At 73.1% G+C, this 19,623-nt stretch carries 19 protein-coding genes; 8 read left to right on the top strand and 11 right to left on the bottom strand.

All coding sequences use genetic code 11. From position 1 onward, the window contains the following. Positions 1-42: 42 nt before the first annotated feature. Complete coding sequence (locus DEI95_RS09265) at positions 43-1,482, bottom strand: amidase (protein ID WP_111060061.1); 1,440 nt, start codon at positions 1,480-1,482, stop codon at positions 43-45. A gap of 71 nt (positions 1,483-1,553) precedes the next feature. Between DEI95_RS09265 and DEI95_RS09260 the strand changes: the two genes are divergently transcribed. Further along, positions 1,554-2,315 (top strand): hypothetical protein, encoded by a 762-nt coding sequence (locus DEI95_RS09260; RefSeq protein WP_111060060.1) that lies wholly within the window; start codon positions 1,554-1,556, stop codon positions 2,313-2,315. Here DEI95_RS09260 and DEI95_RS09255 read toward each other — a convergent pair. Continuing rightward, entirely contained in the window at positions 2,312-3,280 is a 969-nt protein-coding gene (locus tag DEI95_RS09255) for an NAD-dependent epimerase/dehydratase family protein (RefSeq protein ID WP_111060059.1), read from the bottom strand. The two genes, DEI95_RS09260 and DEI95_RS09255, sit on opposite strands and share 4 nt — an antisense overlap. A gap of 106 nt (positions 3,281-3,386) precedes the next feature. Here DEI95_RS09255 and DEI95_RS09250 point away from each other — a divergent pair, with 106 nt between their 5' ends. Continuing rightward, the gene (locus DEI95_RS09250) at positions 3,387-5,051 is read left to right on the top strand and encodes an ABC-F family ATP-binding cassette domain-containing protein (protein ID WP_110891351.1); all 1,665 of its coding nucleotides are present in this window, start codon (positions 3,387-3,389) and stop codon (positions 5,049-5,051) included. A gap of 21 nt (positions 5,052-5,072) precedes the next feature. Beyond that, the gene (locus tag DEI95_RS09245) at positions 5,073-5,558 is read left to right on the top strand and encodes a tetratricopeptide repeat protein (protein WP_111060058.1); all 486 of its coding nucleotides are present in this window, start codon (positions 5,073-5,075) and stop codon (positions 5,556-5,558) included. A 21-nt stretch (positions 5,559-5,579) separates the two neighbouring features. Here DEI95_RS09245 and DEI95_RS09240 read toward each other — a convergent pair whose 3' ends face one another. Continuing rightward, on the bottom strand, positions 5,580-6,896 hold the full coding sequence (locus tag DEI95_RS09240) for a cytochrome P450 (RefSeq protein ID WP_111060057.1): 1,317 nt from the start codon (positions 6,894-6,896) through the stop codon (positions 5,580-5,582). A gap of 108 nt (positions 6,897-7,004) precedes the next feature. Between DEI95_RS09240 and DEI95_RS09235 the strand changes: the two genes are divergently transcribed. Then, entirely contained in the window at positions 7,005-8,009 is a 1,005-nt protein-coding gene (locus DEI95_RS09235; protein ID WP_146243641.1) for an SPFH domain-containing protein, read from the top strand. A 38-nt stretch (positions 8,010-8,047) separates the two neighbouring features. Here the strand turns inward: DEI95_RS09235 and DEI95_RS09230 are convergent, their stop codons facing one another. After that, positions 8,048-8,590: a gluconokinase gene (locus tag DEI95_RS09230; protein WP_111060055.1), complete on the bottom strand. Its 543-nt coding sequence runs from the start codon at positions 8,588-8,590 to the stop codon at positions 8,048-8,050. Further along, on the bottom strand, positions 8,587-10,089 hold the full coding sequence (locus DEI95_RS09225; RefSeq protein WP_110891346.1) for a GntP family permease: 1,503 nt from the start codon (positions 10,087-10,089) through the stop codon (positions 8,587-8,589). Before DEI95_RS09225 ends, DEI95_RS09230 begins: the two co-directional genes overlap by 4 nt. Positions 10,090-10,304: 215 nt before the next feature. On the opposite strand from DEI95_RS09225, the gene DEI95_RS09220 reads away from it, so the two are divergent. Continuing rightward, positions 10,305-11,003, top strand: a complete 699-nt coding sequence (locus DEI95_RS09220; protein WP_111060054.1) for a FadR/GntR family transcriptional regulator — start codon at positions 10,305-10,307, stop codon at positions 11,001-11,003. A gap of 25 nt (positions 11,004-11,028) precedes the next feature. On the opposite strand, the gene DEI95_RS09215 is transcribed toward DEI95_RS09220, so the two are convergent. The 5 genes from DEI95_RS09215 to DEI95_RS09195 are packed head-to-tail and all read right to left on the bottom strand — an operon-like array spanning position 11,029 to position 14,436. Continuing rightward, a complete protein-coding gene (locus tag DEI95_RS09215) occupies positions 11,029-11,637 on the bottom strand; it encodes a GNAT family N-acetyltransferase (RefSeq protein WP_111060053.1) in 609 nt (202 codons plus the stop codon). Positions 11,638-11,660: 23 nt separating this feature from the next. Continuing rightward, on the bottom strand, positions 11,661-12,347 hold the full coding sequence (locus tag DEI95_RS09210; RefSeq protein WP_111060052.1) for a uracil-DNA glycosylase: 687 nt from the start codon (positions 12,345-12,347) through the stop codon (positions 11,661-11,663). A 1-nt stretch (position 12,348) separates the two neighbouring features. Further along, positions 12,349-13,068 carry a Type 1 glutamine amidotransferase-like domain-containing protein gene (locus DEI95_RS09205; RefSeq protein WP_110825232.1) on the bottom strand — a complete coding sequence of 240 codons (720 nt, stop codon included), beginning with the start codon at positions 13,066-13,068 and terminating at the stop codon, positions 12,349-12,351. After that, positions 13,065-13,595 (bottom strand): phosphoribosyltransferase, encoded by a 531-nt coding sequence (locus DEI95_RS09200; protein WP_181419527.1) that lies wholly within the window; start codon positions 13,593-13,595, stop codon positions 13,065-13,067. Before DEI95_RS09200 ends, DEI95_RS09205 begins: the two co-directional genes overlap by 4 nt. 43 nt (positions 13,596-13,638) lie before the next feature. Then, positions 13,639-14,436, bottom strand: coding sequence for an SDR family oxidoreductase (locus DEI95_RS09195; protein WP_110825151.1), 798 nt, complete (start codon positions 14,434-14,436; stop codon positions 13,639-13,641). Between the two features lie 84 nt (positions 14,437-14,520). On the opposite strand from DEI95_RS09195, the gene DEI95_RS09190 reads away from it, so the two are divergent. Beyond that, the gene (locus tag DEI95_RS09190; RefSeq protein ID WP_111060051.1) at positions 14,521-15,612 is read left to right on the top strand and encodes an acyltransferase family protein; all 1,092 of its coding nucleotides are present in this window, start codon (positions 14,521-14,523) and stop codon (positions 15,610-15,612) included. Between the two features lie 7 nt (positions 15,613-15,619). Here the strand turns inward: DEI95_RS09190 and DEI95_RS09185 are convergent, their stop codons facing one another. Further along, the gene (locus DEI95_RS09185; RefSeq protein WP_110891340.1) at positions 15,620-16,609 is read right to left on the bottom strand and encodes a helix-turn-helix domain-containing protein; all 990 of its coding nucleotides are present in this window, start codon (positions 16,607-16,609) and stop codon (positions 15,620-15,622) included. 213 nt (positions 16,610-16,822) lie between these two features. On the opposite strand from DEI95_RS09185, the gene DEI95_RS09180 reads away from it, so the two are divergent. Then, complete coding sequence (locus tag DEI95_RS09180; protein WP_110900136.1) at positions 16,823-18,154, top strand: bifunctional o-acetylhomoserine/o-acetylserine sulfhydrylase; 1,332 nt, start codon at positions 16,823-16,825, stop codon at positions 18,152-18,154. Between the two features lie 135 nt (positions 18,155-18,289). After that, positions 18,290-19,489 carry a homoserine O-acetyltransferase gene (locus DEI95_RS09175; protein WP_111060050.1) on the top strand — a complete coding sequence of 400 codons (1,200 nt, stop codon included), beginning with the start codon at positions 18,290-18,292 and terminating at the stop codon, positions 19,487-19,489. Positions 19,490-19,623 lie beyond the last annotated feature (134 nt).

Here is a 19,623-nt window from a genome sequence, read left to right as displayed (position 1 = left end):
GGCGCAGGGCACTCGGCGCTCGGCGCAGGGGCGTCGACGGCGCTACCAGCCGGCCGGGTGCCTCCGCTGCCAGCGCAGCCGCCGTTCGAGCTGCGCCCCGATCGCCAACAGCACCCGCTCGCCACCCGGGCGCCCGATCAGCTGCACGCCCATCGGCAGGCCCGCGCCGTCCGGGTGTCCCTCGGCCGTGATCCCGACGGGCAACGTGATCGCGGGCAGACCCGACACGTTCGCCATCGAGGTCCACGGCGAGTACGCACACTGGCGACGGAAGTCCGCCTCCGGGTCGTCGCCGTACCAGCCGAGGGGCCGCGGGGTCATCGCGAGGGTCGGCGTGAGGACCGCGTCGAACCGGTCGAACGCCCGGACCAGGGCGATCGAGAACGCGTCGAGCCCGGCCATCGCATCGAGGACCTGCGTGCTCGTCAGCGCCCGCCCGCGCTCCACCAGCCAGGCGACGAGGGGCGTCAGTGCTCGCAGGTCGATGCCCGGGATCCGGGCGATCCCGGCACCGGAGGACTCCCAGGCGACCCGGAACGGCTCGGCGTACGGCGCGCGCGGCATCGCCACGTCCTCGACCCCGTGCCCGACCTCGCCGAGGACCCGCACGGCCGTGTCGACCGCCTCGCGCGCGGCCGGGTCGACGACCACGTCGACGGAGTCGTCCCACGGCGAGCCCTCGAGCAGGCCCACGACGAAGCGGCCCTCGCCCCGGACAGCGGCCGCGGTGAAGGGGCCGTCGCCGACGTCGGGCGTCACGAGTGCGTACGGCTGGCGCTCCGGCAGCCCGGTCGGTGCCACGAGCGCGTCGAGCAGCATCCCCGCGTCGGCGACCGTCCGGGTGAGCGGTCCGGCGACGGCCAGTCCGCCCAGCCCGGCGCGTCCGGGCATCGACGGCACCCGGCCGCGACTCGGCTTGAGCCCCACCAGGCCGGTGGCCGCCGCCGGGATCCGTACCGAGCCGCCACCGTCCGACCCGACGGCAGCCGGCAGCAGTCCGGCTGCCACGGCGACGGCGGCACCGCTCGACGACCCACCCGGGGCGCGTGTGGTGTCGTAGGGATTCCGCGTCGTGCCGAACCGCGTCTCCGACGAGGACGACATCCCGAACTCGGGCGTGGCCGTCTTGCCGAGGCTGATCGCCCCGGCGTCGTCGAGCGCGGTGACGAGCGGGTGGTCGGCCTCCGCCGGGTCTCCCGGCAGGGCGGCGGTGCCCGACCGGGTGGGGACGCCGCGACGGTCCGTCAGGTCCTTGTCCCCGGACGGGAGGCCCCACAGCGGTCGCGACGTCGGCACCAGGTCGCCGAGGTGGTCGGCTCGGGCACGTGCAGCATCGGCGGTGACGGTGACGAACGCGCCGAGCTCCGCGTCGAGCCGGTCGATCCGGGCGAGGTAGTGGTCGGTGACCTCGCGGGCGGTGGCGTCGCCGCGGCGGATCCAGTCCCAGAGTTCCTGCGCGGACAGGTGGTGGAGTTCGAACACGGACCGAGCCTAGGCGGACGCGGTCGGACCCGGTCCTTGACCGTGCCGTGGTCCGGGGCCAGGCTCGCCGTATGGACTTCGGCGGAGTGCTCGGCGCGGACGCGCCCGACCCGGAGCTCGAGCAGCGGGCCACGGTCCGTGCGCTCGGGTTCGACGTCGCCGGTCTCGTCGCGCAGCGGCACCTCGAGGACTCCGGCTCCCTCGGCGTGCAGACCAGCGAGTCCGACGGTGTGCTCGTCGGTGCGACCGTGTCCCGGCAGTACACGCTCTGGCGGAACCCCGACGACCGCGACGACCCGGTGAACCTGGCGGTGTTGGACGACGAGCGGCGGCGGTCGCTCGAGGAGGTCCCGCCGTGGCCGCGCCCGGACTGGCTCGTCGCGACCGTCGAGCGCCTGCGCTACCCGATGCTCTGGGAGGCGGTCCAGACGCACTGGTCCGCACCCGGTCGGACCCGTCCCACGGCGGCGGAGACCCTCGTCCAGCACGTGCAGAACGTCCTCGTCAACCAGTACCGCGACGAACACGCCCTCCCCGACCTGACCGCCGAGCACACCTGGCCCACCCTGGTCGACGAGCGGAGCGTCCAGTCCGGGCACCCCGTCCTGGTCGACGGCGCCGAACGCCCGGGACTGCTCCTCGACACGGACCCGTTCGTGCTCGGCCTGGCCGCGGAGCTCGACGACGGCCGCCTCCTGACCGCGGTGCTCCCGCGCGACGAGCTGTCCCTGCTCACCGTCGCCTTCGACTCGGCGGTACAGCTCGACCGCATCGCTGCAGACCGACCCGGCAGCATCGCACCCGACCGGCCTGGCGGCACCGCAGCGGGCTAGTCCGCCCGAAGCGCCTCGAGCACCCGCAGTTCCTCGTCCGCCGTCAGCCCCGACCGCCGGACCCGTCCGACCCCGCGGGCACGCTCGTCGTCGACGACGCGTCGCACCGTGTCGACGAGCGGCCGAGGTGTCCCGCCTGCAGCGAGGAACGCCCGACCGGCCCGCCGCGCGAAGCCGACCTCGCTGACCGGGATCCAGAGCGGTAGGGACATGGGACCGGCCCAGTAGCCGACCCCCTGCGCCAGGAGGGAGTCGTCGTCGCCTGCCACGAGCCTCCCGTCGAACCCGGTCACGTCCGCCACCGCGTCGACGAAGGTCCGCATCGACGTGCTCGACCCCACGGCGTCCACCGTGCCGACCGTGCCCGTCCGTCCTGCCCGGACGATCCACGCCGCGAGGTCCGCGACGTCGACGACCTGCACCGCCCGGTCGTCGAGGACCGGCGTCAGCACTTCGCCGCCGCGGAGGAGCCGAGCGGCCCAGTACCCGAACCGATCGCTGGGGTCACCCGGTCCGACGACGAGGCCGGGTCGGACCACGAGCGCATCCGTGCCCCGTACACGACGGCTGGCGCGCTCGCCGGTGGCCTTCGCATCGGGGTACTGCGTCACGTCCGCTGGCTCGACGACCGGGGCGTCCTCGTCATCACCGGCCCGGTCGGTCCGCGCGTACACGGAGACCGTCGACACGAACGACCAGTGTGCAGCCGCCGACGAGAGCGCCTCGAGCGCGCCCTCGACGTGCGCCGGGTCGGTCGCGAGCTCGACGACTGCGTCCCAGTCCCCGAGCACGTGCTCGTACGCGCCGGTGTCCGAGCGGTCGGACCGGACGAAGCGTGCACCGGTCGGCGGCGCCCCGGACGCACCACGGGCGAGGCAGGTCACCTCCGCGCCGTCCCGCAGAGCGGCCTCGGCGATCGCCCGCCCGAGCCATCCGGTCCCACCCAGCACCAGCACGCGTCGCATGCGGTCAGTCTGGCAGCGTGGGGACCGGACGGGAGGCACGGGACGGGCTCAGGCCGCGCCTCCCGTCCGGTCGGTGGCCGGCCCGACGAGGTGGGACGATGGACGGATGACCGCCACGCTCGTCGCCAAGGGGCTCGCCGGCGGCTACGCCGCCCGCACGCTGTTCGACTCCCTCGACCTCACGGTCGCACCCGGTGACGTGATCGGCGTCGTCGGGGTGAACGGGGCCGGGAAGTCGACGCTGCTGCGCCTGCTCGCCGGGGTCGACGAGCCGCTGGCCGGGACCGTCTCGCTGTCACCGACCGACGCGTTCGTGGGGTGGCTGCCGCAGGAGCACGAGCGCGTGCCCGGCGAGACGGTCGCGGCCTACGTCGCACGACGGACCGGCTGTGCGGAGGCGGCGGCGGAGATGGACGCGACGGCCCTGGCGCTCGGCGAGCCGGACGCCGGCGATGCCGCGGCGGACCGGTACTCGGTCGCGCTCGAGCGCTGGTTGGCCTCGGGCGCCGCCGACCTCGACGAGCGGATGCCGGTGGTGCTCGCCGACCTCGGTCTGACGCTCGACGCGCGTGACGGCTCGGTCACGGCGGACTCGCTCATGACGTCGCTGTCCGGTGGGCAGGCGGCACGGGTCGGCCTCGCGGCACTGCTGCTCTCACGCTTCGACATCGTGCTGCTCGACGAGCCGACGAACGACCTCGACCTGGACGGCCTCGACCGACTCGAGGAGTTCGTCCGCGGCCTCCGCGGCGGTGTCGTGCTCGTCAGCCACGACCGGGAGTTCCTCGCCCGCTCGGTGACGGCCGTCCTGGAACTCGACCTCGCGCAGTCGTCGAACCGGCTGTTCGGCGGCGGGTACGACGCGTACCTCGAGGAGCGCGAGATCGCCCGCCAGCACAAGCGCGACGCGTACGACGAGTACGCCGCGACGAAGGCCGACCTGGTGTCCCGTGCGCGGACGCAGCGCGAGTGGTCCAGCCAGGGCGTGCGCAACGCGATGAAGAAGGCGCCCGACAACGACAAGATCCGCCGCAAGGCCGCGAGCGAGTCGAGCGAGAAGCAGGCGCAGAAGGTCCGGCAGATGGAGTCGCGCATCGCCCGGCTGGACGAGGTGGAGGAGCCGCGCAAGGAGTGGCAGCTCGCGTTCACCATCGGCCAGGCCCCGCGGTCCTCGGCCGTCGTGGCGACCCTGTCGGACGCCACGTACGTGCAGGGCGACTTCACGCTCGGGCCGGTGTCGCTGCAGGTGAACGGCGGCGACCGGATCGGCATCACGGGCCCGAACGGCGCCGGCAAGTCGACCCTGCTCCGCGCGTTGCTCGGGCGCCAGGAGCCGACGACGGGCACCGCGTCCACCGGGTCGAGCGTCGCGATCGGCGAGGTCGACCAGGCCCGGTCGCTGTTCACGGGGACCGAGTCGCTCGCGGCCGTGTTCGAGGGCCTCGTGCCGGAGATGAACACCGCGGACGTCCGGACCCTGCTCGCGAAGTTCGGGCTGAAGGCGGACCACGTCGGCCGCGCCGCCGGTGAGCTCTCCCCCGGCGAGCGCACCCGCGCCGGGCTCGCGCTGCTGCAGGCCCGCGGGGTGAACGTCCTCGTGCTCGACGAACCCACGAACCACCTGGACCTCGTCGCCATCGAACAGCTCGAACAGGCGCTCGAGTCCTACGAGGGCACGCTGCTGCTCGTCACGCACGACCGGCGGATGCTCGACACGGTGCAGCTCGACCGGCAGTGGCGGGTCGAGGCGGGGCGGGTCACCGAGGGCTGAGACCCGCCCTACTGTGGGCTCATGGACCTCGCGGAGTGGGAAGAGCGCGTCGACGCCCTGTGGGCGGACACGCAGGTCGACGACGAGGGCCGGATCCGGCGCATGCGTGCCCTCGCGGCGACGGCACCGCACCCGGCGCTCGGCGCGTTCGAGCTCGGTGGCGCCCACGACTCCGGTGGGCAGGAGGCCGAGGCGGACGTCGAGTACTCCCGCGCCACGGCAGCGGGCCTCGACACCGTCGACCCGACCCGTGCTGCACAGATGGTGATCCAGCACGCCTCGACGCTGCGGAACCTCGGTCGGACGGACGAGGCGATCGCCATGCTCCGGGCCGCACCGGCACACCCGGCCGTCGGCGATGCGCCGGCGGTGTTCCTCGCACTGGCCCTGCACAGCGCAGGACGGTGCGACGAGGCGCTGCGGCTCGCCATCGAGACCATCGAACCGACGCTGCCGCGCTACAACCGGTCGGTCCGCGCGTACGCGGCGGCGCTCACCGGCGACTGACCGGGCAGCGCCACACCGCGGTCAGTGTCCGCCGACACGGTGGAACGGGCAGCCGCCCGACCGGGTCGCGCCGCCGTGGGACCGGGAGGCCCGCACCTTCCCTCCGGACGCCGGCTTGGTGGGCAGACGGCGCCGGTCGACCCCGAGGCCCTCGTCGAGCACGGTCAGTCGCGGGTCGCTGAGGGTCGCCACGGCAGCTGCGAGCCCCGCGATCGCGAGCTTCTCCCCGGGGCACCGGTGGCCGGTCGCCGGGTCTGCTCCGCCGTGCGGGATGAAGGTCCGGATCGCCTCGTAGTCGTCGACGCCGAGGAACCGCGTCGGTTCGAAGCGCTCCGGCTCCGACCAGGACGCCTCGTCCGTGTCGGTCCCGAGGATGTCGAGCACCACTCGACCGCCCGCCGCCAGGCGTTCGCCGTCGAGCTCGACGTCCTCGGTCGCCCAGCCGGGCAGCATCGGGACGAAGGGCGCCGTCCGCCGGATCTCCTGCGCGAACGCGGTCGCCAGCGGGCCGTCCACGAGGGATCCGCGCGTGCGGGCCTCCTCGGCGAGGCGCTCGCGCCACTCCGGGCGGTCGTGTAGCTCCGCGGCGGCGAACGCGACGAACCGGGCGACGGCGATCATCGGGCGGATGCTGTTCTGCAGCTCGATGCCGGCGGTCGCAGCTGGCAGGAGCAGCGCGGAGCGGTCGCGGTGCCACGCCCACTCGTACAGCGCAGTGCCCTCCGCGGGCTCGAGCTCGCCGGCCCGGACCGCGCGGATGAGTCGCTCGGCGTGCCGGTCGGACCACCAGCGGTTGGCCGCGGCGAGCAGGTACTCCGGCGAGTACGGTGCACCGAACCCGTCGACGATCTGCGCGAGGCGGGCGGCCCAGCGGGTCTTCGCATCGGCGGTCCCGGGCAGTCCCGCCCACCGCATCGACGCACGGCCGAAGGCGCCCACCGCGGCGTCGTAGGCGGACCGGCGCCCACCGGCGAGCCAGTCGTCGAGTTCGCGCTGCCACTCCTCCGCGAAGAGCGGGGTCAGCCGCGCGACCTGCTCGTCCTCGTACGCGACGTCGAGGAACGTGGCCTTGCGGTGCCGGTGCTCGTCCCCGTCGAGGCTGTGCACCGACCCGTCACCGAACAGGGTCTGCTGGACGATCGCGGGCATCGCGCCGTGGCGGGCGATCCGGTCACCGTCGTAGAAGAGGTCGACGGCCTCGCTCCCGCGGACGAGCAGGGCGTCCTTGAACAGGAACCGCATCGGCACCGCCCGGGCGCCGTCGGACGCACGGCGCCAGATGTGGGCGCCGAAGCCGTAACCGCGGGTGAGCAGGGACACGGAGTCGTCGATCGCCATGCGCCCATGCTGCCGGGAGCCGCCCGGCCGTCCTCCCAAGGGCCGCCGCGGGAACCGTGACCGCCGGGGTACGGCAGACTGCAGAGACCAACTCCAGGAGTGTTCTTCATGTTCGTGCTCGCCATCCTCTTCCTCGTCGTCGCGCTCGCTGCGCTGTGGTTCCGCACACGGACCTACACCACCCCGGCCCGACCGGCGACGCCGGGTCGAGAGGCCCAGGAAGCGGCACCCACCCGTCGCCCGAACGGCGTCGCCGCCTGGTTCGCCGTCGGGGCAGGCTTCCTGTTCGCCGTCTGCACGCTCGCGAGCACCCTCTACGCGCAGGACACCGGCGAGTCGAAGGTCCAGGTGGACATCTCCGGCAACATCGTCGGGCAGACGACCGACTCCGGCTTCCACTTCACGGCGCCGTGGGCGACGCTGCACACGTTCAACATCCGCAACCAGACGGTGACGTACATCAACGCGGTCAACGGCTCGGACTCGGACAACAACGGCAACGTCCGCTCCGGCCCGTACGTCACCGTCCAGGACCGGGACGGCGTCTCGTCGAACATCAGCCTGAACCTGCAGTACAGCATCGACGCGAAGGCCGTCACGGACATCTACCGGTCGTACAAGACCGAGGAGAACTTCAAGACGCAGTTCATCGGCAACTCGGTGCGGAGCGTCGTGCGCCAGGTCCCGAACGACTTCACCACGATCGCCCTCATCACCAAGCGCGGGGCGGTCGAGAAGTCCATGATCCAGGCGCTCGAACGACGGTGGCAGGGCTCGGGCGTGCACGTCGACAACTTCGCACTCCAGGAGATCACGCCCCCGAAGTCGGTCACGGACTCGTACGCGGCCGCGCAGCAGGCACAGATCCAGGTGACGAAGGAGCGCGCGCTGCTCGACGCCAAGAAGGTCCAGGCGCAGCAGCAGGTCGCCGAGGCGCAGGGGCAGGCCGACGCGAACAAGGTGCTCAACGGCCAGCCGCTGTCGGACGCCGCGCTGAAGCAGCGGGAGATCGAGGCCCTGAAGAGCGCCGGTGACAACGGCTCGCTCATCGTCGTCCCGCAGGGCAGCGACAACATCCTCAGCCTGCCCGGCACGCGCGGCGGCTCGGAGTGACGGGCGGACCGGTCAGCGCGTGCCGGAGCGCCCGCTGCTCACGCGGCCCGGAGCCCCAGCGCCCGCAGCACCTCGGCGCACTCCTCGGCAGGGGTACGGTCGGCCGCGACGGTGACGTGGACCTCGTCCGCCTGCGGCGGCTCGAGCGTCGCCAGCTGTGAGTCGAGCAACGACGTCGGCATGAAGTGCCCGGACCGTGACGACATGCGCTGTCCGAGGAGCGCCCGGTCCCCCGCGACGTGCACGAAGACCACCCCGGAGGCCCGGAGCACGTCCCGGTAGGACCGCTTGAGTGCGGAGCAGGTCACCACCCCGTTCGTACCGGCGGCGAGGTGTCCGCGGATCCACCCGGCCACGACGTCGAGCCACGGCCACCGGTCCTCGTCGCTCAGGGGTGTCCCGGCCTGCATCTTCGCGACGTTGGTCGCGGGGTGCATGTCGTCGCCCTCGGCGAAGGCCCATCCGAGCTCCTCGGCGAGCATCGCGGCGACCGTCGATTTGCCCGAACCGGACACGCCCATGACCACGAGCACCCGTGCGTCGAGCGGTACCGGCTGCTGGTCGGTCGCGTGTCCGCTCATCGGATGAAGACCCCCGCGACGAGCACACCGACCAGCCCGGTGACCGAGATGAGGCACTCGAGCACCGACCACGTCTTGAAGGTCTGCCCGACGGTCGTGTTGAGGTAGCCCTTGACGAGCCAGAACCCGGCGTCGTTCACGTGCGACAGGAAGACCGACCCGGCACCGATGGCGAGCACGAGCAGCGAGGTCATCGGGGACGAGAGGTCCTGCGCGATCGGGGCCATGATGCCCGCGGCGGTGACGGTCGCGACGGTCGCGGACCCGGTGGCGACCCGGACGAGCGCGGACACCACCCAGGCGACGAGCAGCACCGACACGCCGGACTCCTGGACGGCGTCGGCGATCACGCCGCCGATGCCCGTGTCGATGAGCACCTGCTTGAAGCCGCCGCCCGCGCCGACGATGAGCAGGACGCCGGCCACGGGCGGCAGGGCGCTCTCGAGGGACTTCGCGACGGCCGACCGGTCCATGCCACCACCGACCGCGAAGAACACCATCGCGTAGACGGTGGCGATGCCGATCGCGATCATCGGCGTGCCGAGGAAGTCGAGCACGCCGACCCACGCGCCGCCGGCGTCCGGCACCGTGGCCTCGCGGATCGCCTGCGCGAGCATGAGCACGACGGGCAGCAGGATGCCGACGAGGGCGACCGCGAAGGACGGGCTGCGCGGTTCGCTGATGACCCGGGTGAAGTCGCTCTTCCCGTTCGGCAGGGACGCCGTGTCCTGCGTGGCGGAGCCGCGGCGTGCCTCCCGGCCGGAGTGCGCGGGGTCCGCGTCCCGTGAGCCGAACATGTCCGGAGCGGGGACGTCGACCCAGCGTGCCGCGAAGCGGGCGAACACCGGACCGGCGACGACGATGACGGGGACCGCGAGCACGATGCCGAAGGCGAGCGTCGTCCCGAGGTCCGCGCCGACCGTCGAGACGGCCACGAGCGGACCGGGGTGTGGTGGGACGAACGCGTGCATGGTCGACAGACCGGCGAGGGCCGGGATCGCGATCTTCATGATCGGGACGCCGCTGCGCTTCGCGACGAGCACGATGATCGGGATGAGGAGCACGAGGCCGACCTCGAAGAACATCGGCAGGCCGATGAGCGCGCCGATGAGCGCCATCGTCCAGGGCAGGGCGGCGGCCGAGGACCGGCGGACCAGCGTGTCGACGACCCGGTCGGCGGCGCCGGAGTCGACGAGCAGCTTGCCGAACATCGACCCGAGCCCGACGAGGATGCCGACGCTCGTCATGGTCGCGCCGAAGCCGTTGCCGAAGCTCGTGACCGTCTGTTCCGGGGCGAGACCCGCGCCGAGACCGACGCCGAGCGCGCCGATCGTCAGGGCGACGAACGGGTGCACCTTGAGCCAGGTGATGAGCGCGATGATCACCACGATGCCGACGAGGGCAGCGATGACGAGCTGTGGGATCGTGCCCGACGGTTCGACCGGCTCGGGGCCCGCCGCGAGCAGGGTGCCCGCCGCCGAGGTCTGGAGGTGAGGCATCTGCGCCCCTTCCTGGTGCAGCTCCTGCGCTGCGCCGTCCTGCTGCTGGTGGCTGATCCGTGCCGGTCGTTGTCCATCCCGACCGTCGAACCAATAATCTGATTAATCAGACTACATCGTCGACGCCCGCGCGCCAGCTCGTCCTGCGCGCAGTTTGCCGCTGCAATGGGGTCCGCGTCACACACCCGTACCCGACGGTCCGACCAGGAGGAACGATGCCGACACCCCGCGGCCTGCACGCCCACGTGCTCGACACGCTCGGGCAGCGCATCGTCGACGGCGCGGTCGCCCCGGGGACGGTGCTCCGACCGGAGGACGTCGCCGCCGAGTTCGGCGTCTCACGATCGGTCGTCCGCGAGGCACTCCGCGTGCTCCAGTCGCTCAGCATGGTCCGGCCACGCCAACGGGTGGGCACCCAGGTGCTGCCGTCGTCGGACTGGGAGCTCCTCGCCCCCTCGGTGATCCGCTGGCGCGGGGCCTCGGACGCGTACTTCACCCAGCAACGCGAACTGCTCGAACTCCGGCTCGGGATCGAGCCGGTCGCCGCCGCCCTCACCGCGGACCGGGGCGGTCCGGCCGCCGACGCCGTGCTCGTCGCGGCTCGCGAGATGGTCGAGGCCGTCGGCCGCGGGGACGGACGTGCCTACCTCGAGGCGGACGTGCGCTTCCACCGTGCCCTGCTCACCGGATCCGGCAACACGGTCTTCGCGCACTTCGCGCACACGGTCGAGGCGCTCCTCCGCACCCGGACGAGCGAGTCCCGCGACACCATCACCCGATGGACCGCCGAGGCCGCCGCCCGACACGAGGCCGTCGGCCGGGCGGTCGTCGACCGGGAGGCCCGACTCGCGTCCGACGCGGCCGCCGCGCTGGTGCGCACCACGCGCGACGAGTTCGTCGCCGAGGCTCGCTGACCGGTGCTCGCTGAGCGGTGCTCGCTCAGCGCCCGCCGGAGGGCCGCCTGCGCAGACCCCGGAGCCGCAGGCGCATCGTCACCGTGCCGAGCCACCGGTCGTACTTGAAGCCGACCCGTGCCATCCGGCCGATCTCCTCGAAGCCGAGCCGCTCGTGCAACCGGATCGAGGCGTCCGCGGACCGGTCGGCGATCACGGCGATGACCTCGCGCACGCCGGCCGCCCGGCACGCCTCGAGCAGTGCCTCCATGAGTGCCCGGCCGAGGCCCTTCCCGCCCGAGGCCGCCCCGAGGTAGATCGAGTCCTCGACCACGTGGTTCGACCGGTCCCGCGGGTTCCAGGGCTCGACGAGCGCGTAGCCGAGCACCTGCCCGGACGGCGCCTGCGCCACCAGGAACGGCAGCTTCCGCCGCTGGAGGTCGTCGTACCGGCGCTTCCACGCGGCGAAGGTGAAGGCCGCCGCGTCGAACGTCACCGAGGAGTTCCGGACGTAGTGCGTGTGGATCTCGCGCACCTCGGGCAGGTCCGCGGTCGTCGCCGGTCGGATCGCGTACGTGAAGACCGGTTCCGGCGGGGCCGGGGCACGCAGGTGTCGCGGCAGGGTCCGCCGCTGCTGGTATTCCTCCTCGAGCACGGTCCGAGCCTACGGGAGGCCCGTCACGGCTCGGTCGGCAGGGTCCAGTCGACGGGGTCCGCGCCCTGGGCGGCGAGCAGGTCGTCGACCGCGGAGAACGGTCGGCTGCCGAAGAACCCGCGGGACGCGCTCAACGGACTCGGGTGTGCCGACGCGACGACCGGGGTGTCGCCGAGGAACGGCCGGACCGACGCCGCCTGCGCACCCCAGAGCACGGCGACGAGGGGACGGTCGCGGGCGACGAGGGCCCGGACGGCCTGCTCGGTGACCGCCTCCCAGCCCTTGCCGCGGTGACTGGCGGGCGCGCCCACGCCGACGGTGAGCACCCGGTTGAGCAACAGCACGCCCCGCCGGGACCACGCCCGCAGGTCGCCGTGTGGCGGTGGCGTCACGCCGAGGTCGTCGGCGAGCTCCCGGTAGACGTTCTGCAGGCTCCGCGGGACCGGGCGCACGTGCGGGGCGACGGCGAAGGACAGGCCGATCGGGTGCCCGGGTGTCGGGTACGGGTCCTGCCCGACGACGAGCACCTTCACGCGGTCGAACGGGTCCTCGAAGGCACGGAGGACGACCGGTCCGGCGGGCAGGTACGGTCGGCCCGCCTCGTGTTCGGCCCGGAGCCACGCACCGATCCGGTGGACCTCGTCCTCGACCGGGGCGAGCGCCTCGGCCCAGCCGGGGTCGACGAGCTCCGCGAGGGGCTTCGGCTGCACGCTAGGCGCCCATGGTGGCGACCGAGACGGACTCCTCGCCCGCCATCACCCGCCAGACGCTCCCGGTGCCGCGGACCTCGAGCGCACCTTCGCCGACGACGAGCGCGGTGTCCTCGTCGATGGCGAGACCCGCCGTGACGAACTCGGCCTCGGCGCTCGCGACGAGGCGGGCGAGGGTGCCGGCCTGCGCGGCGTGCACGTCGATGGTGAGGTCGACGAGTCCGAGTCCCTCGCGGAGCTCGACCTCGTCCAGGCCCTCGGAGGCGTCCTCGGGGCAGACCTCGACGCCGCCGATCCGGTGTCCGCCGACCAGGGCACGGTCCGCGGCGATCATCGCACCGGCGGAGTACCCGAGGTACGGCAGACCGTCCGACACGAGCAGGCGGATCTGGTCGACGAGCGGCGTGACGGCGTCCAGGTAGTCCGGGGTCCGGCCGCCGCTGACGACCAGGGCGTCGACGTCGCTGAGGACCGTCGTGTCGAAGACCCCGCCGGCGGGGACCTCGGTGACGAGGACCTCGGCCGCGCGGGCACCGCCGAGGACCTCGGCGATGTCGGCGGTCGAGCCGGGCGACCTGCCGTCGGCACCGGCGACGGACAGCAGCGCGATGCGGGGGACGGTGCGCCCGACCGCGGCGGAGCGAGCGGTGGCCTCGGCGGTGAAGGCGGCGGCGACGTCCGCGGCGACGAAGGGGCCGCCGCCGACCAGGTGGATGCTCACGACTCGGCCGTCACCGGCGCGAGGGCGCTCCACGGGAACGTGATCCAGCCGTCGACCCGGCGCCACACGTGGTCGGGCTCGAGCACCGTGCCGGGCTTGGAGTAGAGGCAGGCGCTGCGGACGTCGGCACCGGCGTTCCGGATGATGTCGACCACGAGCGCGAGGGTGCGGCCGGAGTCCGACACGTCGTCGACGACCAGGACCCGCTTGCCGGCGAGGCTCGGCGCGTCGAGGGCCGGCGCGAGCACGACCGGCTCCTCGAGGCGCTGCTCGACGTCGGTGTAGAACTCGACGTTGATCGAGCCGCACTCCTTCGTGCCGAGCGCGTAGGCCACGGCACCGGCGATGATGAGTCCGCCGCGGGCCACGGCCACGACCACCTCGGGCTCGAACCCGGCGGACAGGACGTCCTTGGCGAGCAGGCGTGCGGCGTCGCCGAACTCGAGCCAGCCGAGCACCTCCGGTCCGCTCGTCACGGTCACGGTCGACGAGGCGGACGGCTCCGCTGGTTCGCTGCTGATCGGCATCCGCCCACGGTACCGGCAGGGGTGCGCCGCCCGCGACCCGTCGTCACCGCCCGGGCGCTGCGGCCTGCCCCTTGGGCGTGAGCGGCCCGCGGGCGAGCTTGTGCTGCGCCGACTGCGCCACCGGACGGACCGTCACGAGGTCGAGGTTGACGTGCGGCGGCAGCTCCACGGCGTGCACGATCGCCTCGGCGACGTCGTCCGCCACGAGCGGCGCCTCGACCCCGTCGTAGACGGCCGCGGCCGCCGCGGTGTCGCCGCCGAACCGCACGACGGAGAACTCCTCGGTCTTCACCATGCCGGGGGCGATCTCCACGACGCGGATCGGCTCGCCGTTGAGCTCGAGCCGGAGCACACCGACGAGGGCGTGCTCGGCGTGCTTCGCGGCCACGTAGCCGCCGCCGTTCTCGTAGGTGACGAACCCGGCCGTGCTCGTCACGGTGACGACGTCCGCACCGCCCGTCGCTGCCGCACGGCGGCGCAGCGCCGGCAGCAGCGCCGCGGTGACCCGCTTCGTGCCGAGGACGTTCACCTCGAACATCGCGCGCCAGTCCTCGACGTCGGACTCCTCCACGGACGCCGAGCCGAACGCTCCCCCGGCGTTGTTGACGAGCACGTCCGCCCCGCCGAGCTCGTCCACGCGGGCGGCGAGCGCCGACACGTCCGCGTCCGAGGTGACGTCGACGACGAGCGTGTCCGCACCGGTCTCCGCGGCGAGCGCCTCGAGCCGGTCGGCCCGGCGCGCGACCGCGAGGACGTCCCACCCGTGCTGGCGGAAGCGCCGGACGGTGGCGGCCCCGATCCCCGAACTGGCTCCGGTGACGACGGCTCGACGGTTGCTCATGGTGCTCCTCGTGGTGGTCGGTGGTGCGGGGTGTCGTCAACGCTACCGACACGCCGGGGGCCGCCGGACGGTAACGTGCGGGAGATGACGACGGACGCCGCTCCTCCCGCGCCTTCGGTCCCGGCCGCTCCGCTCGAGGCGGGCCGGTCGAAGCGCCGCATCCCCCTGTGGGACACCTCGCGGTTCGTCGCGGTGACCCTCGTGGTGATCGGGCACGCGATCCAGCGGCAGACGACGGGCAGCGAGCACGCTCTGGCGCTGTACACGTTCATCTACGCCTTCCACATGCCGGCGTTCGGCGTGATCAGCGGGTACTTCTCGTCGGCGGACACCCCGACCGCGCAGCGCATGCGGCGGACGTTCACGGACATCGTCGTGCCGTACATCGTCATGCAGACGATCTGGACCGTGGTGCAGGGGATCGTCGAGGGCGGCAAGGAGTTCAACCCGACGAAGCCGACGTGGACGCTGTGGTTCCTGCTCGCGCTGGGGATCTTCCGGCTGATCCTGCCGTACCTCGCGCAGCTGCGGTGGCCGCTGTTCTGGGCGGTGGTGCTGAGCATCGGCGTCGGGTACTTCGACAACGTCGACTCGACGCTCTCGCTGTCGCGCGCGATCAGCCTGCTCCCGTTCTTCCTGCTCGGGTGGCAGGTCAAGCAGTGGGGCGTGTTCGACCGCTGGTACGAGGCGCCCCGCCGGGTCGTGGTCCGGGTGCGGGTCGTCGCGGCGTTGCTCTTCGCCACGTGGGCGGCAGCGTGCGTGCTGTTCACCCCGCAGTTCGAGCAGTTCGACCTGCACCACTGGTTCTTCTACGACGACTCGTACTCCGGGCTCGGCGAGGACACGTGGTGGGCCGGTGGCGTCCGCTTCGGGCTGATGCTGTTCGCGGCGCTGCTCACGGCGGCGTTCCTGCTGCTCGTGCCCCGCCGGACGGTCTGGCTGACCCGGTTCGGTGCGGCGACGATGTACGTCTACCTCCTGCACACCTTCGTGCTCTACCCCATCCGCGAGTCCGGGATCCTGGCCGGGGAGCACTCGGCGTGGCCGTACGTGCTGCTCATGGTGCTGCTCGCGTGCGCGGTGAGCCTGTTCCTCGCGCAGCCGTTCGTCCGGCGCGGGATGCGGTGGCTGCTCGAGCCGAAGGTCGACTGGTTGTTCCGCCGCGACCCGGTGTGACGCGCGGTCAGGACCGGAGCGTGTCGTTCGGACGTTCGCCGAACCGCTCGGCGTAGTAGCCGGCGAAGCGGCCGAGGTGGACGAAGCCGTGCGCCCGTGCCACCGCTGCGACGCTGTCCTCGCCGACGCGCCCGTCGGCGAGCGCCGTGCGGACCCGTCGGAGTCTGGCTTCGCGGAGGGCCTCGAGCGGCGTCGGGAGGTCGTTGCGGGCGAACGCCTGCTGGAGTCCGCGCTGGCTGAGGCCGGCGGCACCGGCGATGTCGGCGGCGGTGACCGGCTCACCGAGGTGCTCCTCGATGTACTCGAGCGCTCGGGAGACGTTGCGCGGGTGTCCGGCGTGGTGCGGTGCCGCCGGAGCAGGGACGAAGGCGTCGAGCATGCGACGGCTCAGGGCGTCTACGTGTCGAGCACGCTCCAGGCGGTCGGCGGCGGGGTCGAGGAGGACGGGGGCCGAGGCGGAGAGCACGGCGCGCAGGGCGGCGAGGCCCTCGGCGTCCGGGCGTCGGGCGATCGTGAGCGGTCGGGGGGCGGTGCCGGTGCGGGCGGCGTGCAGGTCCTCGAGGGCGCGCGCGTCGACGTCGATGGTGTGCAGCGTGATGCCGGCGGGCGCCTCGATCGTGAAGGGGCGGCCGGTCGGGTACACCGCCGGCACTCCCGCGTGGGCGACGAGCTCCTGGTCCGTCCCGGCGTCGAAGGCGAGCTGTCCGTCGTGCGCCCACGCCACGAGGATGCGACCGACGGGTTCGATGCGGCCCCAGCGGTCGGCGCTGAGGGCGGAGCTGCGGAGGCGGAGTCGGTCGTCACCCACGACACGGAACCGGAACCCGAACGGCCGCGACTCGTCCTGCGTGAGCCGGACCTCGTGGGCGTCGTGCACCCGCTCGTAGAACCCCGTCGCTTCGTCCACGTCCCGCCCGGCCACGTCGTCCCGGCGCACGGCGGCGTGCCCGGGTCCGTGCTGCGGTCCGCGGTCCGGCGGCGTCGGTGGGGAGGTCATGACGGCAGAACTGTAGGCCATCCGCCGCCTGACCGCCCTCGCCCCGGACGGGATGCGCATCCTGCGTCGCGCGAGCGCGTTACGCCCGACGACGCCCGCGCTGGTAGCAGCCCCGCCATCTGCGTAGCGTGAGGCGTGACGGACAGACGCGGCGGTCCTCCCGGCCCGCGTCCGTGTCGACCCGACGACCACGGTGACGGACAGGAGCTCCCGATGACCACGAACGACGCAGCCGCCTGGCGGTTCGAGACCACGCAGGTGCACGCGGGTGCCGCTCCGGACCCGACGACGGGTGCCCGGGCGACGCCGATCTACAAGACGACCTCGTACGTGTTCGAGAACTCGGACCACGCCCGCGACCTGTTCGCGCTGGCGCAGCCCGGCAACATCTACTCGCGGATCATGAACCCGACGAACGACGTCGTCGAGCAGCGGGTCGCGGCACTCGAGGGCGGCACCGGCGCCCTGCTCGTGTCGAGCGGCCAGGCGGCGGAGACCTACGCGGTGCTCAACATCGCCGGCGCGGGCGACCACATCGTCTCGTCGTCGTCGATCTACGGCGGCACGTACAACCTGTTCAAGTACACGCTCGCCAAGCTCGGCATCGAGACGACGTTCGTCGAGGACCAGGACGACCCCGAGGAGTGGCGTCGCGCGGTCCGCCCGAACACGAAGCTGTTCTTCGCCGAGACGATCGGCAACCCGCGGATCAACGTGCTCGACATCGAGACCGTCGCGGGCGTCGCGCACGAGTCCGGGGTGCCGCTCATCGTCGACAACACGATCGCGACGCCGTACCTCATCCGGCCGTTCGAGCACGGGGCGGACATCGTCGTGCACTCGGCGACGAAGTTCCTCGGCGGGCACGGCACGGTCATCGGCGGGCTCATCGTGGACGGCGGCACGTTCGCCTGGTCCGAGCACGCCGAGCGGTTCCCGGAGTTCAGCACCCCGGACCCGTCGTACCACGGGGCGGTGTTCTCGCAGGTCGTCGGCGACGCGGTGGCGTACATCGTCAAGGCGCGGGTGCAGCTGCTCCGTGACCTCGGTGCGTCGAACTCCCCCGACACCGCCTTCGCGCTCCTGCAGGGCATCGAGACGCTCAGCCTCCGGATCGAGCGCCACGTCGCGAACGCGCAGGAGATCGCCGAGTGGCTCGACCGGCACCCGGACGTCGCGACGGTGGCGTACGCGGGCCTGCCGACCAGCCCCTGGTACCCCGCTGCGACGAAGTACGCGCCGCGGGGTGTCGGTGCGGTGCTGTCCTTCGAGCTCAAGGGCGGTGTGGACGCGGGCCGCGCGCTCGTGGACGAGCTGCAGCTGTTCTCGCACCTGGCGAACATCGGCGACGTCCGCTCCCTCGTCATCCACCCGGCGTCGACGACGCACTCGCAGCTCACGCCCGAACAGCAGCTCACGACGGGTGTGACGCCGGGGCTCGTCCGCCTGTCGGTCGGGATCGAGAACGTCGAGGACCTCAAGGCCGACCTGGAGGCCGGGCTCGCCGCCGCACGGGCCGTCGCCCAGGCGGGCCTGCGCGCCTAGCCCCGCCGCACGGAACGTGGGCGGTTCCCCGCAGCGGTCCACCGCTGCGCGGACCCGCCCACGTCGCGTTCCGCGGCCCGTCGCGACGTAACACGGCGACGGTGCGGCGGGCCTCCCGGCAGACTGGACCCCACGATGGACTGGCAGACGACCCCCGAGGACTCCGTGCCGTCCACCCTGGTGCCCGGCGCCGAACTCCGCACGCTCGGCAAACCGCCCGTGACGGGTGCGTGGCGACCGGGCGACCCGCCCGGGGCACGCCGGTTCGAGGACCTCGGCTCGCAGACCGTCCGCGGCGGGCTCGTCCCCGCCGTCCGCGTGGCGTACGAGACCTGGGGGACGCTCTCCCCCGCGCGGGACAACGCCGTCCTGGTGCTGCACGCCCTGACCGGCGACTCGCACGTCACCGGACCCGCCGGCCCCGGCCACCGCACCGCCGGCTGGTGGGGCGACGTCGTCGGGCCGGGGCGGGCGATCAACACCGACCGGTTCTTCGTCGTCGCGCCGAACATGCTCGGCGGGTGCCAGGGCACGACCGGCCCCTCATCGCTGGCACCGGACGGCGTCGAGTGGGGCTCCCGCTTCCCGTTCGTCACCGCCCGCGACCAGGTGGCGACGCAGCTGCGGCTGGCGGACCGACTCGGCATCGACCGGTTCGCGGCCGTCGTCGGCGGCTCGATGGGCGGCATGCACGCGCTGGAACTCGCGGTCACCGCCCCGGAGCGGGTGGCGCGCCTCGCCGTGCTCGCGACGACCGCGCAGACCACCGCGGACCAGATCGCCGCGAACTCCCTGCAGCGGGCGGCGATCCAGATGGACCCGGGCTTCGCCGGCGGCGACCACCACGACGCCGAACCCGGCGAGGGGCCGCACCGGGGGCTGGCGCTCGCGCGACGGATGGCGATGATGACCTACCGCGCCTCGGACGAGCTCAACGGCCGGTTCGCCCGGACGTGGCAGAGCGACGTCTCCCCGCTCGGCGACGACGGCCGGTTCTCGGTGGAGAGCTACCTCGACTTCCATGGCAACAAGTTCACCCGGCGGTTCGACGCGGCCTCGTACGTCGCGCTCACACACGCGATGGACTCGCACGACGTCGGGGCCGGCCGCGGTGGGGTCGCCGCGGCCCTGGCCCGTGTGACCGCACGGACCCTCGTCGTCGGCGTCTCGAGCGACCGTCTGTTCCCGGTCGAGGACCAGCACCGCATCGCCGCCGGGGTGCCCGACACGCTCGACGGTGACCGGGCCGCGGTGATCACGAGCGAGTTCGGCCACGACGGCTTCCTCATCGAGTCCGAGGCCGTCGGCGCGCATCTCCGGCGCCTGCTCGTCTGATCGGGGTGCAGCGCGTGTCCTCGGAAGACGGGACACCCGCAGACCGATCCGTCGACCCCCGCGCGCCGAACACCCCACAACGAGTGTCGCCCGTGGAATGATGCAGAGTGCACGGTCTCGACCAGTGCTCGGTT

The organism is Curtobacterium sp. MCBD17_008 (assembly GCF_003234475.1).
Classification (GTDB): Bacteria; Actinomycetota; Actinomycetes; order Actinomycetales; family Microbacteriaceae; genus Curtobacterium.
The sequence above is the reverse complement of the archived record's forward strand: the minus strand, read 5'-3'. Positions and strand labels throughout refer to the sequence as shown.

Excerpts from the sequence above, each read along its gene's own strand:
- DEI95_RS09225 (WP_110891346.1), bottom strand. The coding sequence starts at position 10,089 with ATGCCTCACCTCCAGACCTCGGCGGCGGGCACCCTGCTCGCGGCGGGC.
- DEI95_RS09200 (WP_181419527.1), bottom strand. The coding sequence starts at position 13,595 with ATGCCGATCAGCAGCGAACCAGCGGAGCCGTCCGCCTCGTCGACCGTG.
- DEI95_RS09230 (WP_111060055.1), bottom strand. The coding sequence starts at position 8,590 with ATGAGCGGACACGCGACCGACCAGCAGCCGGTACCGCTCGACGCACGG.
- DEI95_RS09195 (WP_110825151.1), bottom strand. The coding sequence starts at position 14,436 with ATGAGCAACCGTCGAGCCGTCGTCACCGGAGCCAGTTCGGGGATCGGG.
- DEI95_RS09250 (WP_110891351.1), top strand. The coding sequence starts at position 3,387 with ATGACCGCCACGCTCGTCGCCAAGGGGCTCGCCGGCGGCTACGCCGCC.
- DEI95_RS09220 (WP_111060054.1), top strand. The coding sequence starts at position 10,305 with ATGCCGACACCCCGCGGCCTGCACGCCCACGTGCTCGACACGCTCGGG.
- DEI95_RS09190 (WP_111060051.1), top strand. The coding sequence starts at position 14,521 with ATGACGACGGACGCCGCTCCTCCCGCGCCTTCGGTCCCGGCCGCTCCG.
- DEI95_RS09240 (WP_111060057.1), bottom strand. The coding sequence starts at position 6,896 with ATGGCGATCGACGACTCCGTGTCCCTGCTCACCCGCGGTTACGGCTTC.
- DEI95_RS09255 (WP_111060059.1), bottom strand. The coding sequence starts at position 3,280 with ATGCGACGCGTGCTGGTGCTGGGTGGGACCGGATGGCTCGGGCGGGCG.
- DEI95_RS09185 (WP_110891340.1), bottom strand. The coding sequence starts at position 16,609 with ATGACCTCCCCACCGACGCCGCCGGACCGCGGACCGCAGCACGGACCC.
- DEI95_RS09180 (WP_110900136.1), top strand. The coding sequence starts at position 16,823 with ATGACCACGAACGACGCAGCCGCCTGGCGGTTCGAGACCACGCAGGTG.
- DEI95_RS09175 (WP_111060050.1), top strand. The coding sequence starts at position 18,290 with ATGGACTGGCAGACGACCCCCGAGGACTCCGTGCCGTCCACCCTGGTG.
- DEI95_RS09245 (WP_111060058.1), top strand. The coding sequence starts at position 5,073 with ATGGACCTCGCGGAGTGGGAAGAGCGCGTCGACGCCCTGTGGGCGGAC.
- DEI95_RS09260 (WP_111060060.1), top strand. The coding sequence starts at position 1,554 with ATGGACTTCGGCGGAGTGCTCGGCGCGGACGCGCCCGACCCGGAGCTC.
- DEI95_RS09235 (WP_146243641.1), top strand. The coding sequence starts at position 7,005 with ATGTTCGTGCTCGCCATCCTCTTCCTCGTCGTCGCGCTCGCTGCGCTG.